The organism is Tabrizicola oligotrophica (assembly GCF_011008935.1).
Lineage (GTDB): Bacteria > Pseudomonadota > Alphaproteobacteria > Rhodobacterales > Rhodobacteraceae > Tabrizicola_A > Tabrizicola_A oligotrophica.
Window position 1 is genome coordinate 185,736 of the sequence record NZ_JAAIVJ010000002.1, and the last position, 23,167, is coordinate 208,902.

23 protein-coding genes are annotated in these 23,167 nt (G+C 65.0%); 8 read left to right on the forward strand and 15 right to left on the reverse strand.

Annotated elements, in window-relative coordinates:
• Positions 1-55: 55 nt before the first annotated feature.
• The gene (gene nagA, locus G4Z14_RS04960; RefSeq protein WP_164623679.1) at positions 56-1,180 is read right to left on the reverse strand and encodes an N-acetylglucosamine-6-phosphate deacetylase; all 1,125 of its coding nucleotides are present in this window, start codon (positions 1,178-1,180) and stop codon (positions 56-58) included.
• Positions 1,177-2,004 carry a BadF/BadG/BcrA/BcrD ATPase family protein gene (locus G4Z14_RS04965; RefSeq protein WP_164623680.1) on the reverse strand — a complete coding sequence of 276 codons (828 nt, stop codon included), beginning with the start codon at positions 2,002-2,004 and terminating at the stop codon, positions 1,177-1,179. The genes nagA and G4Z14_RS04965 overlap by 4 nt, the downstream gene beginning before the upstream one ends.
• A 63-nt stretch (positions 2,005-2,067) precedes the next feature.
• Between G4Z14_RS04965 and G4Z14_RS04970 the strand changes: the two genes are divergently transcribed.
• On the forward strand, positions 2,068-2,730 hold the full coding sequence (locus G4Z14_RS04970) for a 4'-phosphopantetheinyl transferase family protein (RefSeq protein WP_164623681.1): 663 nt from the start codon (positions 2,068-2,070) through the stop codon (positions 2,728-2,730).
• Here the strand turns inward: G4Z14_RS04970 and hpaR are convergent.
• Positions 2,718-3,128 carry a homoprotocatechuate degradation operon regulator HpaR gene (hpaR, locus tag G4Z14_RS04975; protein WP_321573008.1) on the reverse strand — a complete coding sequence of 137 codons (411 nt, stop codon included), beginning with the start codon at positions 3,126-3,128 and terminating at the stop codon, positions 2,718-2,720. The two genes, G4Z14_RS04970 and hpaR, sit on opposite strands and share 13 nt — an antisense overlap.
• Positions 3,129-3,320: 192 nt before the next feature.
• On the opposite strand from hpaR, the gene hpaD reads away from it, so the two are divergent.
• Positions 3,321-4,172: a 3,4-dihydroxyphenylacetate 2,3-dioxygenase gene (gene hpaD, locus G4Z14_RS04980; protein ID WP_164623683.1), complete on the forward strand. Its 852-nt coding sequence runs from the start codon at positions 3,321-3,323 to the stop codon at positions 4,170-4,172.
• Positions 4,173-4,232: 60 nt separating this feature from the next.
• Here the strand turns inward: hpaD and trhO are convergent, their stop codons facing one another.
• On the reverse strand, positions 4,233-5,135 hold the full coding sequence (gene trhO, locus G4Z14_RS04985) for an oxygen-dependent tRNA uridine(34) hydroxylase TrhO (RefSeq protein ID WP_164623684.1): 903 nt from the start codon (positions 5,133-5,135) through the stop codon (positions 4,233-4,235).
• Between the two features lie 108 nt (positions 5,136-5,243).
• Between trhO and pncA the strand changes: the two genes are divergently transcribed.
• The 3 genes from pncA (at position 5,244) to pncB (ending at position 7,978) form a co-directional block, all read left to right on the forward strand.
• Entirely contained in the window at positions 5,244-5,849 is a 606-nt protein-coding gene (pncA, locus tag G4Z14_RS04990; RefSeq protein WP_164623685.1) for a bifunctional nicotinamidase/pyrazinamidase, read from the forward strand.
• Entirely contained in the window at positions 5,846-6,619 is a 774-nt protein-coding gene (locus tag G4Z14_RS04995; protein ID WP_164623686.1) for a DUF6782 family putative metallopeptidase, read from the forward strand. The genes pncA and G4Z14_RS04995 overlap by 4 nt, the downstream gene beginning before the upstream one ends.
• 66 nt (positions 6,620-6,685) lie before the next feature.
• The gene (gene pncB, locus G4Z14_RS05000) at positions 6,686-7,978 is read left to right on the forward strand and encodes a nicotinate phosphoribosyltransferase (protein ID WP_164623687.1); all 1,293 of its coding nucleotides are present in this window, start codon (positions 6,686-6,688) and stop codon (positions 7,976-7,978) included.
• Between the two features lie 11 nt (positions 7,979-7,989).
• Here the strand turns inward: pncB and G4Z14_RS05005 are convergent, their stop codons facing one another.
• The 10 genes from G4Z14_RS05005 to G4Z14_RS05050 all read right to left on the reverse strand — a co-directional run bounded on the left by G4Z14_RS05005 (position 7,990) and on the right by G4Z14_RS05050 (position 17,142).
• Positions 7,990-9,006 carry an inorganic phosphate transporter gene (locus tag G4Z14_RS05005; protein ID WP_164623688.1) on the reverse strand — a complete coding sequence of 339 codons (1,017 nt, stop codon included), beginning with the start codon at positions 9,004-9,006 and terminating at the stop codon, positions 7,990-7,992.
• Positions 9,007-9,019: 13 nt separating this feature from the next.
• Positions 9,020-9,664, reverse strand: a complete 645-nt coding sequence (locus G4Z14_RS05010; protein ID WP_164623689.1) for a DUF47 domain-containing protein — start codon at positions 9,662-9,664, stop codon at positions 9,020-9,022.
• Positions 9,665-9,754: 90 nt separating this feature from the next.
• Positions 9,755-10,684, reverse strand: coding sequence for a phosphotransferase enzyme family protein (locus G4Z14_RS05015; RefSeq protein WP_164623690.1), 930 nt, complete (start codon positions 10,682-10,684; stop codon positions 9,755-9,757).
• Positions 10,681-11,943: an aspartate aminotransferase family protein gene (locus G4Z14_RS05020; RefSeq protein ID WP_164623691.1), complete on the reverse strand. Its 1,263-nt coding sequence runs from the start codon at positions 11,941-11,943 to the stop codon at positions 10,681-10,683. The genes G4Z14_RS05015 and G4Z14_RS05020 overlap by 4 nt, the downstream gene beginning before the upstream one ends.
• A complete protein-coding gene (gene arfB, locus G4Z14_RS05025) occupies positions 11,940-12,362 on the reverse strand; it encodes an alternative ribosome rescue aminoacyl-tRNA hydrolase ArfB (RefSeq protein WP_164623692.1) in 423 nt (140 codons plus the stop codon). Before arfB ends, G4Z14_RS05020 begins: the two co-directional genes overlap by 4 nt.
• Positions 12,363-12,647: 285 nt before the next feature.
• On the reverse strand, positions 12,648-13,268 hold the full coding sequence (locus tag G4Z14_RS05030; protein WP_164623693.1) for a queuosine precursor transporter: 621 nt from the start codon (positions 13,266-13,268) through the stop codon (positions 12,648-12,650).
• A gap of 82 nt (positions 13,269-13,350) precedes the next feature.
• Positions 13,351-14,241: an esterase-like activity of phytase family protein gene (locus tag G4Z14_RS05035; RefSeq protein ID WP_164623694.1), complete on the reverse strand. Its 891-nt coding sequence runs from the start codon at positions 14,239-14,241 to the stop codon at positions 13,351-13,353.
• Positions 14,214-15,125 carry a penicillin-insensitive murein endopeptidase gene (gene mepA, locus G4Z14_RS05040; protein ID WP_164623695.1) on the reverse strand — a complete coding sequence of 304 codons (912 nt, stop codon included), beginning with the start codon at positions 15,123-15,125 and terminating at the stop codon, positions 14,214-14,216. Before mepA ends, G4Z14_RS05035 begins: the two co-directional genes overlap by 28 nt.
• On the reverse strand, positions 15,122-16,486 hold the full coding sequence (locus G4Z14_RS05045) for an MFS transporter (RefSeq protein WP_164623696.1): 1,365 nt from the start codon (positions 16,484-16,486) through the stop codon (positions 15,122-15,124). The genes mepA and G4Z14_RS05045 overlap by 4 nt, the downstream gene beginning before the upstream one ends.
• 95 nt (positions 16,487-16,581) lie before the next feature.
• Complete coding sequence (locus tag G4Z14_RS05050; protein WP_164623697.1) at positions 16,582-17,142, reverse strand: acyl-CoA thioesterase; 561 nt, start codon at positions 17,140-17,142, stop codon at positions 16,582-16,584.
• 129 nt (positions 17,143-17,271) lie between these two features.
• Here G4Z14_RS05050 and G4Z14_RS05055 point away from each other — a divergent pair, with 129 nt between their 5' ends.
• From G4Z14_RS05055 to yaaA, 3 genes are read left to right on the forward strand one after another with little or no spacing between them, the layout of a single operon-like run.
• Positions 17,272-17,559 (forward strand): YggT family protein, encoded by a 288-nt coding sequence (locus tag G4Z14_RS05055; RefSeq protein WP_164623698.1) that lies wholly within the window; start codon positions 17,272-17,274, stop codon positions 17,557-17,559.
• An 11-nt stretch (positions 17,560-17,570) separates the two neighbouring features.
• Positions 17,571-19,619: a DNA helicase RecQ gene (recQ, locus tag G4Z14_RS05060; RefSeq protein ID WP_164623699.1), complete on the forward strand. Its 2,049-nt coding sequence runs from the start codon at positions 17,571-17,573 to the stop codon at positions 19,617-19,619.
• A 32-nt stretch (positions 19,620-19,651) separates the two neighbouring features.
• Complete coding sequence (yaaA, locus tag G4Z14_RS05065; protein WP_164623700.1) at positions 19,652-20,437, forward strand: peroxide stress protein YaaA; 786 nt, start codon at positions 19,652-19,654, stop codon at positions 20,435-20,437.
• Between the two features lie 55 nt (positions 20,438-20,492).
• Here yaaA and G4Z14_RS05070 read toward each other — a convergent pair whose 3' ends face one another.
• Positions 20,493-23,042, reverse strand: a complete 2,550-nt coding sequence (locus G4Z14_RS05070; protein ID WP_164623970.1) for a response regulator — start codon at positions 23,040-23,042, stop codon at positions 20,493-20,495.
• Positions 23,043-23,167 lie beyond the last annotated feature (125 nt).

Genomic DNA, 23,167 nt, shown 5'->3' on the forward strand with positions numbered 1-23,167 from the left:
TCGTCGGCCTGCGGCTGCTCTTCGCGGGAGCGGGCCGTCTTCCCACCTCTCCCGTTCAGGCCAGTCGCACCCCGCCCCGCCATGTGGCGGCCAGAGTCAGATCGTCGGTCAGATGCACCAGATCGGCGGGCGCTCCGGGGCGCAAGGTGCCAAGATCGCGGCACCCGATCACCCGTGCGGGAATCGTGCTGGCCATGGCAAGCGCCCGCTGCACCGGAATCCCGACGCGGTGAACCATGACCTGCACCGCCTGCGCCATGGTGAGATCGGCCCCGGCGAGCGTGCCATCCTCCAGCGTCAGCCGCCCGTCCCGGCGCAGGATGCGCCGCCCGCCCAGCGTGAATTCGGTCAGATCGGTTCCGGCGACGGCCATGCAGTCGGAAACCAGATAAAGCCCCTCGGGCCGCGCGGCGCAGGCGATCTTCAGGCTCTCGACTGCCACATGATGCCCGTCGGCGATCAGGCCGGCGGAAAGGTCCGAGGACAGAACCGCCCCGACGAGGCCCGGCTCGCGGCCGGTCAGCTGGCTCATGGCGTTGAACAGATGCGTGGCGCAACGCGCGCCGGCTGCGATCAGGGCCTGCGCTTCGGCGCAGCTGGCTTCGGCATGGCCAAGGCTGACGATCACCCCCGCGGCTGCCAAGGCGGCAACCTGTGCCGGCGTAACCGAAGCCGGCGCCAGCGTCAGCAGCAACGCGGGCAAGTCGCGTGCCGCTTGCAGGTAAAGCGACAGATCGGCCTCGGTCATCGGGCGGATCAGGGCGGCGTCATGCGCGCCCTTGCGGCCTGGGTCGAGGTGCGGGCCTTCAAGGTGCAGGCCCAGAAACCCGGGCGTTCCCACAGCGGCAATTCCCGCCCGCAGGACGCGGGCGGTCACCTCGGGCGTGTCGGTGATCAGCGTCGGCAGAATGCCCGTCGCCCCAAGCCGACCCTGCACCGCGCAAATCCGGGCCAATGCGGCGGCGTCGGTCGCCCCGCCGATCATCTCGCCGCCTCCGCCATTTACCTGAAGGTCAAGAAACCCGGGCGCGAGCACCCCGCCCGGCAGGCGCGTCACAGCGGCGTTCTCCGGCACTTCGGACGCCAGCGCCGCGATCCTGCCGCCTTCGACCACCAGCGTCTTGCCGTGATGCAGGGTGGCGCCGTCAAAGACCTTTGCGCCGGTGAATGCGCGCATCATGCCGCCTCCATCGCCAGCAGCAGGGCACCATCCAGCGCCGTGCCAAGCGCGACGCGCTGCGGCCAGTCGGTGATCCGTGCTGCATAGGCCGGTCCCAGCCCGCCGATGAAGGTCACGGGCAGGGGGGACTCGCCCTGCAAGGCGGCAATCGAGGCCCGCACCTCGGCCACCGCCTGATCCATCAGCGCCATGGCCGCGGGGTCGGGAGAGCCGATCAGCCGCGGCGCAAAGCGCGCGTAATCCCCGCCCCTAGCGGTCAGGGAAAAGCCGACCACCGCCTCGGGTGTGCCGAATTCATCGAGAATTCCACGCAGGAGCGGCGTCATCTCTGCGGCCCCATCCAGCGCCCGCAGCGCGCGCGCCAAGAGGGCGCGGCCCAGCACCGCGCCGGACCCTTCGTCGCCCAAAGCCAATCCCCAGCCACCGATCTGCCGAAACACCCCCGCGCGTTGCTCGGCGAAAACCGATCCGGTCCCCATCGCCGCCACGATCCCGTCGTGATGCCGCAAAGCGCCTTTCGCGGTGGTCACCGCATCGGTCACGATGCGCGCGGCAAAGGGCAGCTGTGCGCCGAGCCAGTCGGCGGCCCCGGCGGCATTGGCCCCGGCAAGACCGAGGCCGGCATGGCATTGATCTTCGGTCGCGCCGACCTGATCCAGAACCTGCCGCGCGGCACCCAGGATATTGTGAAGGGCGCCGGTGGGGTCTGACGAAATATTGGCCGGCCCGCCTTCGGCCCGCGCCAGAACCCGACCGGTGGCATCCGCCAAGGCCACCCGACAGCCCGTGCCGCCGCCATCCACTGCAAGAAAGAACCTGTCCATCCCCCTTCAATGCCGTGTCGCGGGGGGCTTTGCAAATCCTTGTGGCTCTGAGATTGTCGCCGCATGATCCTTGACGCGATTTCCACCGAAAACCCCTTTGCCGATCCGCATCTCAGCTGGTGCGAGGCGGGCTTTGTCGTGGCCGATGTGCAGCGGCTGGTGCAGGACGGGCCGCTTGGGCCGGTGACGGTGGACCTGCCCGAAGACCTGCGCAGCGCGGTGCCGAAGCGACGCAGCGAATTTCTTGCCGGGCGGGCCTGTGCCGGCATGGCGCTGCGGCAGGCCGGGTTGACCGAGACTGTGCTTCGCCAAGGCCGCGCGCCGGTCTGGCCGGCGGGCGTGGCCGGCTCCATCACCCACAGCCGCGACCGGGCGATTGCGGCCGTGTCCACCCGGTACAACGCCCTTGGCCTTGACTGCGAGGCCCTGGTGGCCCCCGATCGCGCCCTGCAACTGGCCGCCGCGATCTTTTCCGAGACCGAAGCGCGCCTGCGCCCCGAGGCCCTGCCCTTTGCCGGCTTCTTCACTCTGGTGTTTTCCGCCAAGGAGGCGCTGTACAAGGCGCTGTCCCATCGGCTGGGCCGTGTGCCGGATTTCCGCGAGGTGACGGTGACTGCATTGCAGCCGGGGCACATGGCATTGGTGCTGGATGGCGAGACCCACCGCGCGCGGTTCCGGCTTTCAGACCGGGATTGCGTGACGCTGGTCACGGTTCAGGGCTTGTAAAGGTCCAGAGTCTGCAATTCGTCCAGAAGGTCGAGCAGCTGTTCCAGCTTTTCCCGTCCGAAATCCTGTTCCAGCCGGGCAAAGATGGCGTTGCTTTCCGCCATGTGCGCCACGATCAGTGCGCGGCCCGCCTCGGTGATCGTGGCGATTGACTTGCGGCGGTCGCCCGCGTCGGTTGCCCGCGTCGCCAGCCCCTCATCTTCCATCGCGCGGATGATGCGGGTCAGGCTGGGCAGCAGGAGGCAGGCCTCCTTGGCCACCAGCGTCAGCTCCGACGGCCCGCGTTCATCCAGAACCCGTAGCACGCGCCATTTCTGTTCGTTGATGTCGGATTGCGACAGCATTTCGCGGATCGGCCCCATGACCGTTTCCCGCGCACGCAGAAGTGCGATGGGCAAGGACCGTCGGGTGCGGCGCAAGGGCGAGGGGGCGTCTGAACTGGCCATGCCCCGTCATGCCCGGAAATGCCGCATCAGACAAGGGACGGCGCGTCGCAGGGGTTGACAGGGCGGGCATAATAGTTAACATGTAAAGTATAAGGACCTCGCCACACGGCACGCAGGAAACGCGCCAAGGGTATGGGGGCAACCATGGGTAAGATCGTACTGACCGCCAAGGTCACACATGTGCCGACGATGCTGTTGTCGGAACGTCCGGGCAGGCTTTTCGGCACCCGCGCGCAAGCGATTGAAGGGCATCGGGAAATCGGACGCCGCGCGCGGGCGCTGGGGGCCGATACCATCGTGGTTCTGGACACGCACTGGATGGTGAACGCGGGTTATCACGTCAACTCGAACGCCCGTTACAAGGGCGTCTACACCAGCCACGAGTTTCCGCAGTTCATTCAGGGGCTGGAGTATGACCTGCCGGGCAATCCGGCCCTGGGCGATCTGATTGCCGAAAAGGCCCAAGCGCGCGGGGTTTACACGTTGTCGCACCATGTCGAGACGCTGGATCTGGAATATGGTACGCTGGTGCCGATGCATTACATGAACCCCGAGGGCGACCTGAAAGTTGTCTCGGTGTCGGCCTATTGCACGGTGCATTCCTTCGACTCCTCACGCAAGTTGGGCGAGGCGATCCGCGAGGCGGTCGAGGCGAGCGACACAAAGGTCTTGCTGGTCGCTTCTGGGTCGCTTTCGCACAAGATCTGGGAGAACGAGCTTTACGAGGCCAACAACGGCACCTTCACCATCAGCCGCGAGTTCAACCGGCAATGCGATCTGCGGGTGTTGGAGCTGTGGCAGAAGGGCGAAATAGCAACCTTCCTGAAGATGCTGCCGGATTACGCGGTGTATTGCTCGGGTGAAGGTACCATGCATGACACCGTCATGCTGTTCGGCGCGCTCGGATGGGACAGCTACACCGGCAAGGGCGAGCTGATCGGCGAGTACTTTCCGTCCTCGGGGACAGGGCAGGCCAATGTGATCTTCCCGGTCTAGCTCATCGAGTCCGTTCCGGGCACTCTTCGCGCGGCGTGCCGGCGAACCCGGCTCGCCGAGCTATCCGGCGAAGTGCCGCTCGCCCCGCGCCTCGGCCAGGTCCATCTGGCGCTGGCGCTCGCGGAAGCGGGCGCGGTCGGCGTCGGTGTATTCGCTGGCGCAATGGTGGCACTGGCAGCCGCGTTCGTATTCCGGGCGCAGCTTGTCCTCCGGCGACAGCGGGCGGCGGCAGGCGTGGCAACTGTCGTAAGGGCCGGGCACCAGCCCGTGACCGACCGAGACGCGACCGTCGAAGACATAGCATTCGCCATCCCACAGCGACTGTTCGGGCGGCATGTCTTCAAGATACTTCAGGATCCCGCCCTTGAGGTGGAATACGTCGTTCTCGCCAAGGCCCAGAAGGTAATTCGTCGACTTTTCGCACCGAATCCCGCCGGTGCAGAACATCGCGATGCGCTTGCCCTGGAACCTTGCGCGGTTTTCTTCCCACCAGCGCGGGAAGTCGCGGAAGGTGCGGATGTCGGGGTCGATCGCCCCCCGGAAGGTGCCGATGGCCACCTCATAGTCATTGCGGGTGTCGATCAGCGCCACGTCGTCGGAGGCCAGCAGCTCGTTCCACTCGGTCGGGTTCAGATAGCTGCCAACCCGCGCTGTCGGGTCGACGTCAGGCTGACCCATGGTGACGATCTCGCGCTTCAGCTTCACCTTCATGCGGCCAAAGGGCATGGTCTCGGACCAGCTTTCCTTGTGGTCCAGCGCGGCACAGCCGGGCAAGGCGCGCAGATGGGCAAGCACGGCGTCGATGCCGGCACGCGGGCCGGCGATGGTGCCGTTGATCCCTTCGCGCGCGAGCAGCAGCGAGCCTTTGACGCCCTGCGCGGTGCAAAGGTCCAGAAGCGGCCCGCGCCGGCTCGCGGGGTCGTCAAAGCGGGTGAAATGATACAGCGCGGCGATGGTCAGCATGCGGCGGCCTTACGCCATGCCAGCCTTGCGGGCAAGATGCCGGACTGCCGCAGCTTGACCGATCCTGCCGCGCCCCTTACCCCTTGCAAGGCCACGAGGGAGGTTCGCATGCGCAGGTCCGATGAAGCCCTGATCGTCATCGACGTGCAGAACGACTTTTGCCCCGGCGGCGCGCTGGCAGTCGCTGGCGGGGACGAGATCATCCCGCGCATCAACGCCCTGATGGCGGAATTTCAGACCGTGGTCCTGACGCAAGACTGGCACCCGGCGAACCACACGTCCTTTGCCGCGAACCATTCCGGCGCGTCGCCGTTTTCGCTGATCGAGATGCCCTATGGCCCGCAGGTTCTCTGGCCCACCCATTGCGTGCAGGGCAGCGCGGGCGCGGCCTTCCACCCCGCGCTGCGCACCGATCCGGCGCAGCTGGTGATCCGCAAGGGCTTTCGCGCCGCGATCGACAGCTATTCGGCCTTCTTCGAAAATGACCGGGTGACGCCCACAGGGTTGGAGGGCTATCTGCGAAACCGGAGCGTGACGGCGATCACGCTGGTCGGACTGGCCACCGATTTCTGTGTGGCCTACTCGGCGCTTGACGCCGCCCGACTTGGCTTTGCCGTAACGGTGCTTGACGAGGCCTGCCGGGCAATCGACCTGAACGGCTCGCTTGCCGGCGCGCGGGTGCAGATGCTGGCGCAGGGGGTGCGATTGGCGTGACACGCGGCGCGGTGCCATGGCTGCTGTTGCTGCTTGGTCAGCCCGCCATGGCGCTTGCCGACGAGATCTGCCTTGCGGCACCCTATGAGGCCGATTCAGCAGCAGGCAGCGATGTCCATGACCTTGCCGCCTTGTTTGCGCGGCTCGAGGCGGTCATGGCGGCGGAAGGGGCGATGGCCCGGCTGATCGCCACTGACGGGCCCAGCCTGTGTTCCAGCGATGAGCTTGTGGAGGAGCAGGCCTATTACGAGCCGGCCACCAACCGCATCGTGATACGGTGGGATCTGCCTGACAGTTTCAAACTGGCCATCCTGCTGCATGAATTGCGCCATCTGCAACAATCTCACGCCGGGCTGTTTCCCAGCATCGAAATGTCCATGGTGGCGTATCGTGATGCGCAACTTGCCCTTGAGGCTGATGCTGCCGCAGTGTCGCTGCACATCGCGTGGCACATCCGCGAGACCGGTGATGACGGGCCTTGGCTGGCGCTGGCGGGCTGGCCGACGCATGACGATCTGGCCGAGGTCTACAGGCGCGAGATCACCGCTACAGGCGATCCCGCCCGGGCCGCCGCCGCGACATTCGCCCAGTGGCACGCCGATCCCGATCGGCGACTGGTCTATGCCCATGCCAGCTATGCCACCTATCTCAATGCACTGGACCGCCGCAATATGCTCACCGGCACTGATGGGATCGCTCCGGGTTTTGCCGAGCGTCTTTGCCGTTTGCCGGACGATCGTCCCTATGCCTGCGCCGTGCCGTGGCCCTGAGGCGGGCCGTCTGGACAGCGCGCACGACGCTTGATTTAACGGGTACGTCACGAAGGGAGCGGCGCCATGGTCGATATCGCCACGCGGGTGCATAACCATAACTGGAAGATCGACCCGATTGTCCGGTCTCTGATCGACACCGACTTTTACAAGCTTCTGATGTGTCAGTCGATTTTCCGCAACAAGCCGGAAACCAATGTCGAATTCAGCTTGATCAACCGCAGCAGCAAGGTGCGGCTGGCCGATCTGATCGACGAAGGCGAATTGCGTGAGCAGCTGGACCATGTGCGCTCGCTGTCGCTGACGCGAGGCGAAAGCACCTGGCTGCGCGGCAATACCTTCTACGGCAAGCGCCAGATGTTCCGTCCCGATTTCATGGAGTGGTTCGAGGGCCTGCGCCTGCCCGCCTATCATCTGGAAAAGCGCGACGGACAATATGAGCTGACCTTTGAGGGCCGCTGGCCCGAAGTCATGCTGTGGGAGATCCCGGCGCTGGCGGTGCTGATGGAATTGCGCTCGCGCGCAGTGCTGAAGGAAATGGGCAAGTTCGAACTGCAGGTGCTTTATGCCCGCGCGATGACCCGGCTTTGGGAAAAGATCGAACGTCTGCGCGCGATCCCGGAGTTGAAGATCGCCGATTTCGGCACGCGGCGGCGTCACGGGTTCCTCTGGCAGGACTGGTGCGTGCAGGCCATGCAGGAAGGGCTGGGCGCGAAGTTTACCGGCACCTCGAATTGCCGCATCGCCATGCGCCGCGACATCGAGGCGATCGGCACCAACGCCCATGAATTGCCGATGATCTACGCGGCCTTGGCCAACAGTGATGCCGAACTGGCGCAGGCGCCCTATCAGGTGCTGGCCGATTGGCACGAAGAACATGACGGCAATCTGCGCGTCATCCTGCCCGACACCTTCGGCACCGAGGGCTTCCTGAAGAATGCGCCCGATTGGCTGGCCTCGTGGACGGGTATCCGCATCGACAGCGGCGATGCGGCGGCGGGTGCGGAAATTGCCATTCGCTGGTGGAAGGACCGGGGCGAGGATCCGACGAAGAAGCTGGTGATTTTCTCGGATGGTCTGGACGTGGCGCAGATCGAAAGCCTGTACACCCGGTTCCATGGCCGGGTGAAAGTGTCTTTCGGCTGGGGCACCAACCTGACCAACGATTTCCGCGGCTTCGTGTCAGGGGACAGGCTGGCGCCGTTCTCGCTGGTCTGCAAGGCGGTCTCCGCCAATGGCCGGCCAACCGTGAAACTGTCGGACAACCCGAACAAGGCCATGGGGCCTGCCGACGAAATCGCCCGCTACAAGCGGGTTTTCGGCGTGGGGGAGCAGGTCGCGCAAGAGGTGTGGGTGTAACCCGCACCCCTTTACATGAAGCGCGCGCCGATCAGGTAGAACACGGCGCCCATCAGCGCCGAGGCCGGGATGGTGATGATCCAGGCCCAGACGATCCGCCCGGCAATCCCCCAGCGCACCGCATGCACCCGCCGGGCCGAGCCGACGCCGACGATGGACGAGGTGATGGTGTGCGTCGTCGACACCGGAATGCCTAGGTAGGTCGCCCCGAACAGGGTGATGGCCCCGGCGGTTTCGGCACAGGCGCCCTGCATCGGCGTCAGCCGGGTGATCTTCGATCCCATCGTATGCACGATCCGCCAGCCGCCCAGCATGGTGCCGACACCCATGACGGTAAAGCAGCTGAGGACGACCCAGGTCGGCACGGTGAATTCGTCGTAATAGCCATTGGCGAAAAGCAGAACCGCGATGATCCCGGCGGTCTTTTGCGCGTCGTTCGAGCCGTGGCCGATGGAATAGAGCGCCGATGACACCAGTTGCAACTTGCGGAACAGGCTGTCGGTCTTGGCCGGATTGGCCCGCAGGAACAGCCAGCTGACCAGAACCACCAGAAGGATGCCCAGAATGAAACCCGTGACCGGCGACAGCACGATGGCGATCAGCGTCTTGGACAAGCCGCCCCAGACGATGGCGCCAAAGCCTGCCTTGGCCACCCCCGCCCCGATGATCCCGCCGACCAGCGCATGCGAGGACGAGGACGGAATCCCCAGCCGCCAGGTCAGGACGTTCCAGGTGATCGCCCCCATCAGCGCGCCGAAGATCACCGCGTTGTTCACCATCTCGGGCGAGATCAGCCCCTTGCCGATGGTCGAGGCCACCTTGGCCTCGAACCCGAAATGCGTGCCGATGAAATAGGCGGCGAAGTTGAAGAAGGCCGCCCACAGCACCGCATAGAACGGCGACAGCACGCGGGTTGAAACGATGGTGGCGATGGAATTCGCCGCGTCATGCATGCCGTTCAGCAGATCGAACAGCAGCGCGATGGCGATCAGGAAGACCAGAAGCAGCGTGACCGAAGTGGGATCCATGATGGCGCCCCGATCAGACGTGTTCGATGACGATGTCGCTCATCACATGAGCCACGTCCTCGAACCGGTCGCAGACCTTTTCCAGCCGGTCATAAAGTTCGGAGCCGACGATGAAGGCCAGCGGGTTTTCCTGCGCCTTGCCCTTGAACAACTCGCGCAGGCCGGCGTCATACATCTGGTCGGACTGTTCCTCGATCTTCGAAACCTCGCCGATCAGCGTATGCAACTTCGACGAATTGGCGCCGATGTCGCGCATCAGCGGCAGGGCCTCGGCCACGATGTTGGCCAGCAGGATGATCCGGTCGGCCATGGCGCGCATGTTCGGCTCAAATGCGGCGACGTCATACAGCATCACCGTCTTGCCGGTCTTGTTCATCTGGTCGATGGCGTCGTCAAGCGCCGAGGACAGTGCCTTGATGTCCGAGCGGTCGAAGGGCGTGATGAAGCTGCGGCGGATCGACTGCATCACCTCATAGGAGATGTGGTCGGCCTCTTCCTCCTGACTTGACAGGCGGGCGCAGAGATCGGCGGTCTTGTCGCCCCCTTCAAGGATCGCCCGGAGGGTTGCGGCGGCCTCCTGCGATTTCTTCGCCTGCGCTTCGAACAGGTCAAAGAAATTGTCCGACCGCGGCATGATTGCCTTGATGAGCTTGAACATGATGTCCCCCGGAGTGCGATGGCGGCAGCGGCCAATCAGGCCCGCGTTCTGGCTTCCCGACTATCTGTTCACAAAACTTTTGTAAATCTGTTACATTCGCCCGATCACCCGGTCGGCCCACATGCAGGCGCGCGCCAGATGCCGCGGATGTACCGGGTCGCCGGGCGGCAGCCGGGGCATGGTCCAGCCGACCGAGGCACAGGTGCGGGCCAGCGTGAACATCTCGACCGTCGCGATGTCGGTGGTGCCATAGCCCTCCATCAGCGCATCGCGAATTGCAAGGTAGGAAGGCTCGTACAGGTTCTGCGACAGGACCGTGCCAAGGTCGTAAAGCGCAAAGCCCCAACCGGAATCGTCAAAGTCGATCAGAGATAGGGAACGATCGTTCACCAACACGTTCTCGCGCAGGACATCGGCGTGGATCGGCACGACCGGCGCGGTTCTGGCGTGATCCTCCAGCCGTTCGTGCAGGAAGGCGCGGGCGCGGTTCAGGGTGGCCCGCTGGTCGGGCGTGGCTTCGGGATGCTCCCAGAACCGGCCCCAGAACGGGGTTTCGCCGACGAGACCGGGGATATCCCAACGGGGCCGGGAAAACGCCGGCGGCAGGGTCAGGCGCCCGGTGGCGGCGTGGAAATCGGCGACCAGTTTGCCAAGCGCGCGGTGACGGTCCAGCAGCACCGGCAACGGCAGGTCATAGGGCTGCCCGGCAATGCCCATCGCCTCGCCCTTGACCCATTCGATGACACTGGCCTTGCGTCCGTTGGACAGCGTGACCAGCAGATCGCCGTTCAGGTCCGGCAGCGCCGCCGGCACCGCCACGCCCTCTGCCGCCAGCGCGGCGCACCACCAGAGTTCCGACCAGATCGCGGCATCCGACTGATAACCCATGCGGTGCAGGCGCAGCGCAGCAGGTCCGGAGGGGAGCGCGACTTCGAACACCGCATTCTCGCGGTTGCGGATCAGTCGCGGCGAGTGGCCGCCCCAGTGACGGGCGGCCTCAAGGGCAAGCGCTTCGATCATGCCGTCACCTTGGTATCACGTAGGGTCTCTTCCAACCGGTCCATGAGATGGTCTGCATTCTCGACCGAGAACGGCAGTGGCGGCCGGATTTTCAGGATGTTCCGCCCCGCCCCGATGACATTCATCAGCACACCGCGCGCCACCATGCCCTCGACCAGATTGGCACAGAAGCGGGTAGCAGGTTCGCCATCGTCCAGCATGAATTCGGCGCCGAAGAACAGGCCGTTCGACCGGGTGTCGCGCAACAGCGGATGCCGCAGCGCCGCCATGCGGGCGGTGACATGGGCCGAGACGCGGGCGGCATTTTCCTGCAGCCCCTCGTCGCGGATCACATCCAGAACGGCGAGCGCCGCTGCGGCAGAGACCGGATTGCCGCCAAAGGTGTTGAAATAGGAAAACGCGTTGCGGAAGGCGGCCATCACGTCGGGCCGCGTCGCCACCGCGCCGACCGGGTGGCCATTGGCCATCGGCTTGCCCATCACCACCACATCGGGGGCAAAGCCCAGCTTGTCATGACCCCAGAAATGGCTGCCCGCCCGGCCAAAGCCCGGCTGCACTTCATCGGCGATCACGATGCCGCCGGCGGCACGGATCACCGCTACGGTCTTGTCAAGCCAGCCGCGTGCCAGAGTTGGCAAACCTTCGTTCGCAAACATCGGGCACAAGAGGATGCCCGAACATCCAAAGCCCGCCTCATCGAGCTCCCTGACCGCCTGCGCGACATGGCCGGCAAAGATCGACCCGTCGGGATCCGGGCGATTCAGGCTGTCGGGCGCCGGCACAAGACGCACATTCGGCCAGCGCCCGCCGATCGGAGGCTTGCGGGTGGACAGCTGGCTTACCGCCATGGTGTTGCCGTGATAGGTGGCGTCGGTGGCAATGATCCCGGTCTTACCAGTCGCCGCCTGCGCCATGCGCAGCGCGATGTCATTCGCCTCGGAGCCGGTGCAGGTCATGATCGCCTGACTGATGCCATGCGAGAAGGTGGCGGTCAGCCGTTCGATGTAGTTCAGCACGCCTTCGTGCAGATAGCGGGTATGGGTGTTCAGCGTGCCCGCCTGATCGCAGATCGCCTTCACCACGCGGGGGTGGCAATGGCCCACATGCGGCACGTTGTTGTAGCAGTCGAGATAGCGCTTGCCGGCGGCATCCCAGACCCAGACCCCTTCGCCTTTTACAAGGTGAACAGGTGTTTGGTAAAAGGTTGGCACATTCGGCCCCATCAGCCGGGCGCGGCGGTCCACCAGTGTTTCCGTCATTCCTCGTCTCCCACTTTCCCGCGCAAGGACTTTACTTCCCCGCGCTGCACCTTGGCGGCAATGCGCCGGCGCTGACTGCCAAGGGTCGGCTTCGTTGCGATCCGCCGCTTGGGTGCAACCAGTGCGGCGCGGATCATCTCGACCAACCGGTCGCGCGCAATTTCGCGGTTGCGCGCCTGGCTGCGGGTGTCTTCCACCTGCAGCACGATCGCGCCTTCCAATGTCCATTTGCGGCCGGCGATCTTCCTGAGCCGCGCTTTCACCGATGGCGTCAGATGCGGCGAGCGGTCGGCCTCGAAGCGCAACTCGACCGCTGTCGAGACCTTGTTCACGTTCTGCCCGCCCGGTCCGGAAGACCGCACGAAGCTTTCCGACAGTTCCCAATCGGCGATATGCAGGGTTTCGGTGATCCACAGCATGGCAAAGCTCTAAGCCAAATTCATATTATGTGCAACGAAATTTCGATGACTGAAAGAGAAAGGGTCGCCGACATGCGGCGACCCTTTCCGAGATCCAAGGAGATGAGCCAGTTAGGAGCATCATCCAATCTTGTAGTCCGTTTCACCAAGGGATTGCCCTTAGAAAACACCCCCCAAGACTGTCCCGACACGTCTCTCCAATATCACTCTAGACACTGGATCACCTCCTTTCAAAAGTTGCCGATGAGGTGAGCCTGACACAGATTTTGTGTTTGTCAAAAGTTTTTACGCAATCCGTGCCGCAAGTTTTCCGACAATGAGACGAAAAGGAACCAGTGCCACGAAAGCGAGCGCGAGCTTGACCAGGAGGTCCGCCGTGGCCAGCGAGACCCAGAGCGGGGCCACGGGGCCAGCCCCGAGAAGCGGCAACATCTCGCCCGCCCAGGACACGTCATTGGCGGGTTCCAGCATGGTCAGCGCTGCCGAAAAGGCGATCGAGAAGAACATCGCGGTGTCGAGCGTGGCAGAAACCAGCGTCGAGACCAGCGGTGCTTTCCACCAAGATCCTTCGCGCAGGCGGTTGAACACGGCAATGTCGGTGAGCTGTGCCGCGAGGAAGGCCGCGCCCGACCCGATGGCGACGCGGAAGCTGACCAGCGGGCCGAATTCGCCCATGATCTGCGAGCCGATGAGCGAGCAGATGATCCCCACGACAAAGCCGAACAGCACCACGCGGCGCGCGGCGGCGGCGCCTTGCAGGCGGTTGGTGAGGTCGGTCACGAGGAAGGCGAAGGGATAGGTGAAGGCACCCCAGGTCAGCCAGGAGCCGAAAAGGAACTGCACGAGGATGTTGGAGGCCACAACGATGGCGGCCATGGCAAGGATGCCGGGCAGGAGTTTTGTCATATCTGATCCGTTTTTTACAAGGTCGCGGAGACTTGTGCCCCGTCAGGGGGACGCGGCGGAGTAGCGCCAAACGCCTCGCGCGTCAATCGGGCAGGCGAAACTCGACGATCTGGGTCTGCTGCAGCAGGAAGAAGTTGTCGTCCGAGATCATCGTGGCCCAGCCCGTTCCCGCGACGTCGCGCCAGACCGACAGGCCTTCGAGATTGTCATACGTCCCGAACGGGGTGACAAACAGCGTGACCTCGCCCGTCAGGCCGCCATCGGCGATGTCGAACCGCCGCAGGCGGCTGGCGAAGCCGCCGAGGCCGCGGAAATCCCGTTCCAGCAGATAAAGCCGGCCCGCGAGAATATCGGCGGCAACCGGCGAAAAGCTGCCGCGACGCGGCAGGGACAGGGGCGCGATCCAGTCGCCATCGGCCCAGCGATAGACCGGGATGTCTTTCGTCGGCGGATCCTCCGGCACGGCATAAAGCGTGGGTCCCTCACCGACGGCCAGGGCCTCGAGCGCGCCATTCCGGGGCAGACGGGCAAAGGCCGGGTTGGGCTGCAACTCGGAAACGGTGCCGCTGTCCACAGTAAGACGCGCCACGCGGGGGCGATTTTCGAACGAGACAAAGGCTTGGCCGGCATCGTCCATCGCGAGCCCCTCGCTGTCTGCCCGGCGACCGGCAAGCGGCTTGCCGCCCTTCGCAACCGTCAGCGGCCGGATCGGCCCGGCAGTGACGCCGACAATCCGTCCGGCGCGATCGCGGTCGACCTGGCCGGCGATGATCATCGCCTTGTCGCCAAGCGCCACAAGGCGCCGGCCGCCGTCCAGCACCTCGATCCCGGAAAGGCCGCCGAAGGCGTCATCCCGCAAGCGCCAGACGAAGGGATCGACAAAGCCTGCGGGCGGGTGCTCTTCCGCGCTGCCCCGAAAGCCCGAAAGCAGGACCAGAAGCAGGCTTAAGGCGAAACGAGAACGTCTTGGCATTGCTGCGGCAGGTCGGCCATGGTGAATTCGCGCGGACCCTTCTTGCGCGGCGCGTCGTCGTCCTTCGGCTTCTGCTTGCCCGGTTTTGGCGGGTTCAGGTAGTCGGTGACCCACCACATCAAGGTGTCATCGCACCCGTTGCCACCCTTGGACAGGCTTGAAACCGCGGGCTTTTGCGTTTCGCACATCCGCGCGCCCTTGGGGCATTTCAGCCGCACATGGAAATGCGTGTCATGCCCCGCCACCGGGCGCAGCTTCTGCAGCCATTTCTTGTCGGAGGCCGCCGCGGTCTTGCAGATTTCGATCTTGATCGCGGCGGCGACAAAGATCCGGTCCACGCGCGGATCACTGGCCGCAAGTTCGATCAGCGCCCGCGCCTTCGGGCCCCAGTTGCCCGTGACCGACCGCTGGTCGGCCGAACGCATCGGGATCGACGAGATGTCTTCCCGCTCCTGCCGGCTCAGGTTCAACCGTTCAGGAGCGAGCCACCAGATGTCCGCATCCAGCCCGATCTGGTGGCTGGCATGGCCAGAGGTCATCGGCCCACCGCGCGGCTGGCTGATGTCGCCGATGTAAAGCCCGCGGCCCCAGCCGATGGCGGCGGCCTGCGCCGACAGGTCCGCCAGATATTGCACCATCACCGGCTGACCGAAATTGCGCCCGCGCGACAGGCGCATCGCCTGCCAGGTCGGCCCGGTTTCCGGCAGCTCCACCATGCCCGCCGCGCAGCCACGGGCATAGGAGCCGATTGGCATGCTGTCTTGTCGGCTGGGCGCATTTTGCGCGCCGAACAACTGGTTTGCCAAGGCCTGCGCCCCGACCGGCCCAGCACCTGAACCAAGCGGGACCGCCAGAAGGGTCATCAAAAGGAACTTGCCGATCATCCACGCTCACCTTTCGGATTGACCCAGAGTAGCAGGATCAACGCGAGCAGGAAAAGCAGGATGACGGGCGCGATGCCCATTCTTGCCGATTGGCTGAACCATGTCGCCACCGCGACCAATCCCGGCGTCAGAAAGCTGGCGACCTTGCCAGACAGCGCGAACATGCCAAAAGCCTCGGTTGCCCGGTCTGGGGTGGTGTGGCGGAGCAGCATGGTGCGGCTGGAGGCCTGCAGCGGGCCGCCGGCGCCGCCGATCAGCGCGCCGCAGATGAAGAAGATGATGTCGGGCGTCGAGGAGGCCGGATCAAGCGGCAGGCCCCAGATCTGGTCGCGGTCCATCCCGACGACCAGCGTACAGACCACCAGAAGCACCACGATCGACCAGACGATCACCGGTTTCGGCCCGCGGTTGCTGTCCATCTTGCCGGCGATCCAGCTGGTCAGCACCGCCGTTGCCCCGCCGACGATGCCAAAGATGCCGATCTGCGTCACCTCCCAGTTCAGCACGTTCGAGGCATAGATGCCGCCAAAGGTGTAAAGCCCGTTCAGCGCATCGCGGTAGAACAGCGACGAGCCGAGATAGGCCGCAAGGCTCTTGCGAAAGCGCAGGCCGCGGATGAACTCGGCGACGCTGGCCAAGGCCGCGCCCAGATGCACGCGGCCCGGCGCGACCTTGGGTTCCTTCACCCACAGCACGAAGGGGATCATGAACACCAGATACCAGATGGCCGAAAACGGCCCGACAAAGCGGGTGCCCTCGCGCGCCTCGGGGTCAAGGCCGAACAGCGGCTCGCGTCCGATCAGGGTGGTGCCGTTGCCGCCCTCGGCGAAAAACAGCAGCATGGTGAACAGGGCGACCAGCCCGCCCAGATAACCAAAGGCAAAGCCCGATCCGGAAATCTTGCCCATGTCGTCGCCTTCCGAAAGGCTGGGCATCAGCGCATTGGTAAAGACGGTTGCGAATTCCATCGACAGGAAGGCCATGCCGAAGAAGAACATCGCCCAACGCAACGTGCCAATCTCGCCCCCCGGTGCCACATACCACAGCGCAGCCGAAGACCCGATGTAAAGGGCCGAAAAGAACCAGACCCAGACCAGCCGCTTGCCCGTGCCATCGGCGATCGCGCCCAGAATCGGCGCCATGACCAGAATGACCAGCGAGGCAAGGAACAAGCCGAAGGCCCAATAGCTTTGCGCGGCGGCCTTGGCGGCCTCTTCGTCCATGCCGGCGCCCATGAAATAGCCGCGCGCCACCTCGCCGAAATAGGGGCCGAAGATGAAGGTCAGGAGAAGCGTGTTGACCGGCTGGCTTGCCCAGTCAAAAAACCACCAACCCCAAATGCGCTTGCCTTGCGAAACCATCGCGTCCCCCTCCTGCGGCCCGTTCGCGGCCCTGGACCGGGATAAGGCCCGAAACCGGGCGGGCTGGCAAGGGGAGGGCTTCGCGGCGGGAAGGCTCAGCGCGCCACAGTTGCCCGCGCCGCCTCGGGCAGGGCCGGCGGCCAGACGCGCCCCGCGTCCCCGGCGATCCAGGTCTTGACCCAATCGGGCAGGTCCGGGCTTCGCACCGGCTGGCCCAGCGCCTCCAGCACCTCTTGCGGCGGCACCATGCCGCCCTTGCGGATGAAGGCCGACCGCAACAGCATCGAGGCCGTGCAGTCGCCATCGCGCCAGAAGCTTTGCTCCAGATAGACAAAGCGGTCGTCCCAGCCAAGGACGCGGCTGACCTGTGTCAGCTTCTGCAACAGCGTCACGCGGCGGCGGTAACGGGTGGAATTGCCCGCCACCGTGATGCCCCAGCCCTTCGCCTTGGCCACGCGGCCAAACCCCATCCGCACCGACATCGGGATGCGGCCCAGATCGAACAGCGTCAGGGTGCGGCCGTTGTTCAACTCGCGCCAGGGGTCCAGGTCCCAGGGCCAGATGCGATGGGTGCTGATGTGAGGCTCCAGAATCGCCAGAGGCGGCGCCTTGCGGAACTTCCACATTTCCTTGGCCATGCGGAGATAGGGATACATGCGGCGCCTCCTTTTCCCGCTGCCTGCCCACCGCCGCGACAAAGGTCAAGCGGAACGCTACGGCAGGCGTCCCTTGCGCTTCTGGGGGTCTCGCATTACCCATACCACAACAGATTGTAGGTGCCCCGCATGACCTCGCTTCTCCAGATCGTCCTGATGCTGATCCATGTCGCCAAATGGATCGTGCTTGCCCATGTCATCATGAGCTGGCTCATCAACTTCAACGTGCTGAACCTGCGGCAGCCGCTGGTCTGGCAACTCTGGAACGGGTTGAACCGGGTTCTGGAGCCGGTCTACTCGCGCATTCGCCGGATCCTGCCGCCGACCGCAGGGATCGACTTTGCCCCTCTGGCGGCGCTGCTGGCGGTCTTTGCCGCCGAAATTGTGATTTCAAACAATCTTTACGCCTTCGGGTGATACCTTCCCCCATGCCTGCCGATGTCGCCTCGCTTTTGCATTCCGTTTTCGGCTTTCCCGGATTTCGTCCCGGTCAGGCCGAAATCGTGCAGGCCGTGCTGGCCGGGCGCAACACGCTGGCCATCATGCCGACGGGGGGCGGCAAGTCGCTGTGCTTCCAGTTGCCGGCGCTCTGCCGCGAGGGGGTAACGGTGGTGATCTCGCCGCTGATCGCACTGATGCGCGATCAGGTGCGGGGCCTGCGCGAAGCCGGGGTCGAGGCCGGGGCGCTGACCTCGGGCAATACCGACGAGGAAACCGAACAGGTGTTCACAGCGCTGGATGAAGGGCGCCTGAAGCTTCTGTACATGGCGCCCGAAAGGCTGGCGTCCGGTGCCACCCTGCCCATGCTCCGCCGTATCGGATGCAGCCTGATCGCGGTCGACGAGGCGCATTGCGTTTCGCAATGGGGTCACGACTTCCGCCCTGATTACCTGCGCATCGGCGATCTGCGCCGGGCCTTGGGCGTGCCGGTTGCCGCCTTCACCGCCACTGCCGATGAGGAAACCCGAGCTGAGATCGTCACACGCCTGTTCGATGGCCAGCCCCCCGACACCTTCCTGCGCGGTTTTGACCGGCCGAACATCCACCTTGCCTTTGCCGTCAAGGACAAGCCGCGCGAGCAGATTCTGGGCTTTGCCGCCGCCCGGCGTGGCCAGTCGGGCATCGTCTATTGCGCCACCCGCGCCAAGACCGAAACCCTTGCCGCCGCGCTGCGGGCGGAAGGGCACGCCACCGCCTTTTATCACGGCGGGATGGGGGCCGAAGATCGCCGCCGGGTGGAAATCCGCTTCCAGCAGGAGGACGGGCTGATCGTCGTGGCGACGATTGCCTTCGGCATGGGCATCGACAAGCCCGATATCCGCTGGGTGGCGCATGCCGATCTGCCGAAATCGGTCGAAGCCTATTATCAGGAGATCGGTCGCGCGGGCCGCGACGGCGCCCCCGCCGAGACCTTGACGCTTTACGGCCCCGACGACATCCGCCTGCGCCGGGCCCAGATTGATGAGGGCACCGCGCCGCCCGACCGCAAGGAGGCCGATCATGCCCGCCTGAACGCGCTGCTCGGTCTGGCCGAGGCCACGGCCTGCCGCCGTCAGGTGCTATTGGGCTACTTCGGCGAAGCGTCCGGGCCGTGCGGCACCTGCGATCTGTGCGAGCATCCCGCGGCGCTGTTTGACGCCACCGACGCCGTGCGCAAGGCGCTGTCGGCGATCCTGCGCACCGGCGAATGGTTCGGCGCCGGACATCTGATCGACATCCTGACCGGCAATGCCACCGCCAAGGTCCGCGAAAAGGGCCACGACGCGCTGCCCACCTTCGGGGTTGGCAAGGAGTTGTCGAAGCCGGCCTGGGGGGCGGTCTTTCGTCAGATCATGGGGCGTGATCTGGTGCGCCCGGATGGCGAGCGCTTCGGCGCCCTGCGCATGACCGAGGCGGCCCGTCCCATCCTGCGCGGCGAGGCGAGCATCACACTGCGCAGCGACACGGTGGAAAAGGCCCAGCCGCGCTATGCGGTGAAAACCCTTGTGGCGGAAGAGGATGCAAGCCTGCTTTCCGCGCTGAAGGCCAAGCGCCGCGCCTTGGCCGAGACGGCAGGCGTGCCAGCCTATGTCATCTTCCCCGACCGCACGCTCATTGAGATGGCCGAAAAGCGCCCGGCGACACTGGATCAGATGATGGGCATCACCGGGGTCGGCTCGAAAAAGCTGGAAAGCTATGGCGCGGTGTTCCTGGCGGTCATCACCGGGGCAGAGGCGGCGGCGCTGCACCCGGCGCGCAAGGCGCTGGTCGGGCGCGATGCGGGGGCGGTCTACGATCGGTTGGCCGAGGTGCAGCTTTCGCTTGCGCGCGGGCCGGATGGCATCGGCAAGTACCTGACCTGCACGCAATCCACGCTGCGCCATATTGCCGAACGCCGGCCCTCGACGCTTGCGGAGTTGCAAGCCATGCCGGGAATGGGCGACCAGAAGGTCGACCGCTTTGGCGCGGCCTTTCTCGAAGCCCTGCGCGAGGGCTGATCCGGGCCAGTTTGCCCGCAATGGAGACCCCGATGCTGACCGTGATTTCCCCCGCCAAGCGGCTGAACGAAAAGCCCCATCTCCTGCCGCCGGGGATTGACCTGACGGTGCCGGAGTTTCTGACCGATGCAGCCAGGCTCGCCACACTGGCGCGCGGGCTTTCGGCCCGCGATCTTTGCGCGCTGATGGACATTTCGCCCAAGCTCGGGGACCTGAACCGCGACCGCTTCGCCGCCTTTGACGCCAAGGCCCCCGGTCAGCCGGCGGCCTTTCTTTTTGATGGCGATACCTACGCGGGTCTTGAGGCGCGACGGATGGAGTCCGACACGCTGCGCTGGGCGCAGGGCCATCTGCGGATTCTGTCCGGGCTTTATGGCCTTTTGCGCCCGCTGGATGGCATCCAGCCCTATCGCTTGGAAATGGGTGCGCGGTTGGCGAACCCGAAGGGGCCGGACCTCTACCATTGGTGGGGCAAGAAGCCGGCGCTGGCCTTGAAGGCGCGCGCAGCCGAGGTCGGGGCGAAGGTCCTGGTGAATTGCGCGTCGGCCGAATATTTCGGGGCGGTGGATGTGAAGGCCCTCGGTCTGCCCGTCCTCACACCCGTCTTTCTTGAGGAAAAGGCTGGAGAGGCCAGGATCGTCTCCTTCTGGGCCAAGAAGGCGCGCGGGGCGATGGCCCGCTTCATTGCGGAAAACCACCTGACCGACGCGGCCGACCTGCGCGGCTTCTCGACCGGCGGTTATGCCTTTGCCGCAGATCAATCGGACGATGCGCGTCTGGTGTTCCGCCGCCCCGCACCCGCAGTCGAAGCTGCCTGAAGGCCGCGCCTCGTCGGATTTCATCCGCTCGCTGCGAAACGGGCCAGCCCGGGGATCAGGCGGCCGTTTCCGCGGCGACGGCAATCGGCAAGGCATCGGCCGGACAGAAATCCGCCAGCGTTGCGGTGATCGCCTGCTTGCGCAGCGGCTTGGTCATGTAGCGGTCAATCCCCGCCGCAAGTATGGCCTCGGCGTCGCCTTCCATCGCATGGGCGGTCAGGGCCACGATCGGCACATGCGCCGCGCCTTCGGCGGCGCGGATGGCGCGGGCGGCCTCGCGGCCGTCCATTTCGGGCATGGAAATATCCATGAAGATCATGTCGGGCCTGAAACTTTGCCACAGTTCCACCGCCTCGCGCCCATTGCCGGCAAAGACCAGATCAATGTCGATGTCGCGCACCATCTTCTGGAACACCAGCTGGTTGGTGCGGTTGTCTTCGGCGGTAAGCACCCGCATCTTGCGGGCCTCGCGCGCTGGGGGCGGGGGCAGGGCGGGCACGATTTCCTCGGTCTCCTCGTCGCCGGAGATGGCCTGCAAATGTCGGTAAAGCTCGGCCCGCAGGACCGGTTTCTGCAGGATCGCCGCGAGATGCGCCGCCCGGCCGCTTTCCCGGGCATTGGCGGGGCTGGAGGACAAAAGCACCAAGGGCACCGGATTGCCCATGGCCCGGATGTTTTCGGCCAGTTGCAGCCCGTCCATCTCCGGCATGTCGTGGTCGGTGATCACCACATCGAACTGCCCGGTTTCCAGCGCGACTATGGCCTCGGCCCCCGAGCGGCAGAGCGTCACGCTGATGCCACAGGGCACCAGCTGACGTTCCAGAATGGTGCGGTTGATGAACTGGTCGTCGACCACCAGCCCGCGCTTGATGTGGATCGGGCGGCGCGGCGGCGCGGCGGCCTCGGCCACCGGCAGGGACAGGCGGAAGCCGAAACAGGAGCCCTTGCCGATCTCGCTGTCGACCCAGACTGCGCCCTCCATCCGTTCGATCAGGCGCTGGGTGATGGCAAGGCCAAGGCCCGTGCCTTCGAACTTGCGGTTCGACTGGCTTTCCACCTGATTGAACTCGCCAAAGATGTGGTCAAGGTTGTCGGGCGCGATGCCGATGCCGGTATCCTCCACCGTGACATGCAGTTGCTGGCGGCCCGGGCTGTCCTCCAGCCCGACGACGCGCACCAGAACATGACCCTTTTCGGTGAACTTCACCGCATTGCCGACCAGATTGGTCAGCACCTGCCTGAGCCGCCCCGGATCACCGACATAGCGGGTGGGCAGGAACATGTCGAAGTCGATCATCAGGTCGATGCCCTTCTCCCGCGCGCGCGGTTGCAGAAGCATCGTGACTTCGTGGATGGTACGCTCCAGATCGAAAGGTTCGGGGTGAAGCGTCATCCGTTCAGCCTCGAGCTTCGAATAGTCGAGAATGTCGTTGATGATGACCAGAAGCGCCTCACCCGAGGAACGGATGGTTTCAGCGAACAGCCGCTGCTCTTCGCTGAGAGCGGTGTCGCACAGCAGTTCGGCCATGCCGACGACGCCGTTCATCGGCGTGCGGATTTCGTGCGACATGTTGGCGAGAAAGGCCGATTTGGCGCGGTTCGCCGCCTCGGCCTCGGCCCTTGCGGCCTCAAGCGCGGCCTGTTGTTCGCGTTGCTGGCTGATGTCGCGGCGCAGGCCGACGCGGCCGCCGTCAGGGGTGCGGTGGTCATGTTCTTCAATCCAGCGACCATCGGATAGCTGACATTCCGAGACGCCATCGGCCACCCGGAGCTGATCGAGCCGCTCGGCCAGCCAATCCTCCTCGCGGCCCACGGCTTCGGGAACATGGCCGTTGCGCAGGCCGTGGCGCAAAAGCTCTTCGAAGGCGACGCCGGGCACCATCGCCTCGGCGCTGTCGCGGAACATATCGCGGTAGCGTTGATTGAAGGCCAAGAGGCGTTCCTCCCTGTCAAAAAGCACAAAGCCATCGGGGATCGCCTCGATCGCGGCCCAGATGCGCATCTCTTCGGTGATGTTGAGCGCGAGGCTGACCATGCCGCCATCGCGCGCGCGCCGGTCGATCAGGCGCACCCAGACGCCGCCGCGGAACTGCACGACCACGGGGTCGATTTCCCCGGCCAGCCAGCGCGACTGCATGCGGGCGCACCAGTCAGCCGGCAGCTCATCGCCGAGTTCCACCAGCCCGCCGTGGCTGGCGGCATGCAGGATGTCGCCATAGCTGGCGCCGACGATGATGTCGCTGCCGCGAAAGGCGGCGAGATAGGCGGTGTTCGCGGCGACAAGCCGCTGGTCGGCGTCAAAGACCGCAAAGCCATCCGGGATGGTGTCGATCGAATCCCACAACCGGCGTTCTGCCATGACAGCGGCGCTTTGCGCCCGGTCAAGATCGCCCAGAACCCGGCTGTTCTGGCCCTTCAGAAGTTCGGCTTCGGTCAGGGCGGATTTTACCACCTGCCGCTGTTCGACGATCTGGTCCGACAACGCGCGGGCGTGTCGGGCAAGTTTTTCGTTGGCCGCAAAGAGTTCACGGCTCTTCTGTTCCAGCAAGCGTTCCGCCGCCAGCCTTGCCCGCCGTTCCCTTGCCAGCCTTTCCCCGATGTCCATCCGTCCATCCTGCACGAAATCCGCAGCGCCTTCGGGCCGCTGCGCCCGGCCAGACTGACGGAACATTGTGAATACGCGCTTAACGGGTTTTCCTTTTGTTGCGTGAACTTCGCTTGCTTGCACGA

Excerpts from the sequence above, each read along its gene's own strand:
- nagA (WP_164623679.1), bottom strand. The coding sequence starts at position 1,180 with ATGATGCGCGCATTCACCGGCGCAAAGGTCTTTGACGGCGCCACCCTG.
- G4Z14_RS04965 (WP_164623680.1), bottom strand. The coding sequence starts at position 2,004 with ATGGACAGGTTCTTTCTTGCAGTGGATGGCGGCGGCACGGGCTGTCGG.
- G4Z14_RS04970 (WP_164623681.1), top strand. The coding sequence starts at position 2,068 with ATGATCCTTGACGCGATTTCCACCGAAAACCCCTTTGCCGATCCGCAT.
- hpaD (WP_164623683.1), top strand. The coding sequence starts at position 3,321 with ATGGGTAAGATCGTACTGACCGCCAAGGTCACACATGTGCCGACGATG.
- trhO (WP_164623684.1), bottom strand. The coding sequence starts at position 5,135 with ATGCTGACCATCGCCGCGCTGTATCATTTCACCCGCTTTGACGACCCC.
- pncA (WP_164623685.1), top strand. The coding sequence starts at position 5,244 with ATGCGCAGGTCCGATGAAGCCCTGATCGTCATCGACGTGCAGAACGAC.
- pncB (WP_164623687.1), top strand. The coding sequence starts at position 6,686 with ATGGTCGATATCGCCACGCGGGTGCATAACCATAACTGGAAGATCGAC.
- G4Z14_RS05005 (WP_164623688.1), bottom strand. The coding sequence starts at position 9,006 with ATGGATCCCACTTCGGTCACGCTGCTTCTGGTCTTCCTGATCGCCATC.
- G4Z14_RS05010 (WP_164623689.1), bottom strand. The coding sequence starts at position 9,664 with ATGTTCAAGCTCATCAAGGCAATCATGCCGCGGTCGGACAATTTCTTT.
- G4Z14_RS05015 (WP_164623690.1), bottom strand. The coding sequence starts at position 10,684 with ATGATCGAAGCGCTTGCCCTTGAGGCCGCCCGTCACTGGGGCGGCCAC.
- G4Z14_RS05020 (WP_164623691.1), bottom strand. The coding sequence starts at position 11,943 with ATGACGGAAACACTGGTGGACCGCCGCGCCCGGCTGATGGGGCCGAAT.
- arfB (WP_164623692.1), bottom strand. The coding sequence starts at position 12,362 with ATGCTGTGGATCACCGAAACCCTGCATATCGCCGATTGGGAACTGTCG.
- G4Z14_RS05030 (WP_164623693.1), bottom strand. The coding sequence starts at position 13,268 with ATGACAAAACTCCTGCCCGGCATCCTTGCCATGGCCGCCATCGTTGTG.
- G4Z14_RS05035 (WP_164623694.1), bottom strand. The coding sequence starts at position 14,241 with ATGCCAAGACGTTCTCGTTTCGCCTTAAGCCTGCTTCTGGTCCTGCTT.
- mepA (WP_164623695.1), bottom strand. The coding sequence starts at position 15,125 with ATGATCGGCAAGTTCCTTTTGATGACCCTTCTGGCGGTCCCGCTTGGT.
- G4Z14_RS05045 (WP_164623696.1), bottom strand. The coding sequence starts at position 16,486 with ATGGTTTCGCAAGGCAAGCGCATTTGGGGTTGGTGGTTTTTTGACTGG.
- G4Z14_RS05050 (WP_164623697.1), bottom strand. The coding sequence starts at position 17,142 with ATGTATCCCTATCTCCGCATGGCCAAGGAAATGTGGAAGTTCCGCAAG.
- G4Z14_RS05055 (WP_164623698.1), top strand. The coding sequence starts at position 17,272 with ATGACCTCGCTTCTCCAGATCGTCCTGATGCTGATCCATGTCGCCAAA.
- recQ (WP_164623699.1), top strand. The coding sequence starts at position 17,571 with ATGCCTGCCGATGTCGCCTCGCTTTTGCATTCCGTTTTCGGCTTTCCC.
- yaaA (WP_164623700.1), top strand. The coding sequence starts at position 19,652 with ATGCTGACCGTGATTTCCCCCGCCAAGCGGCTGAACGAAAAGCCCCAT.
- G4Z14_RS05070 (WP_164623970.1), bottom strand. The coding sequence starts at position 23,042 with ATGGACATCGGGGAAAGGCTGGCAAGGGAACGGCGGGCAAGGCTGGCG.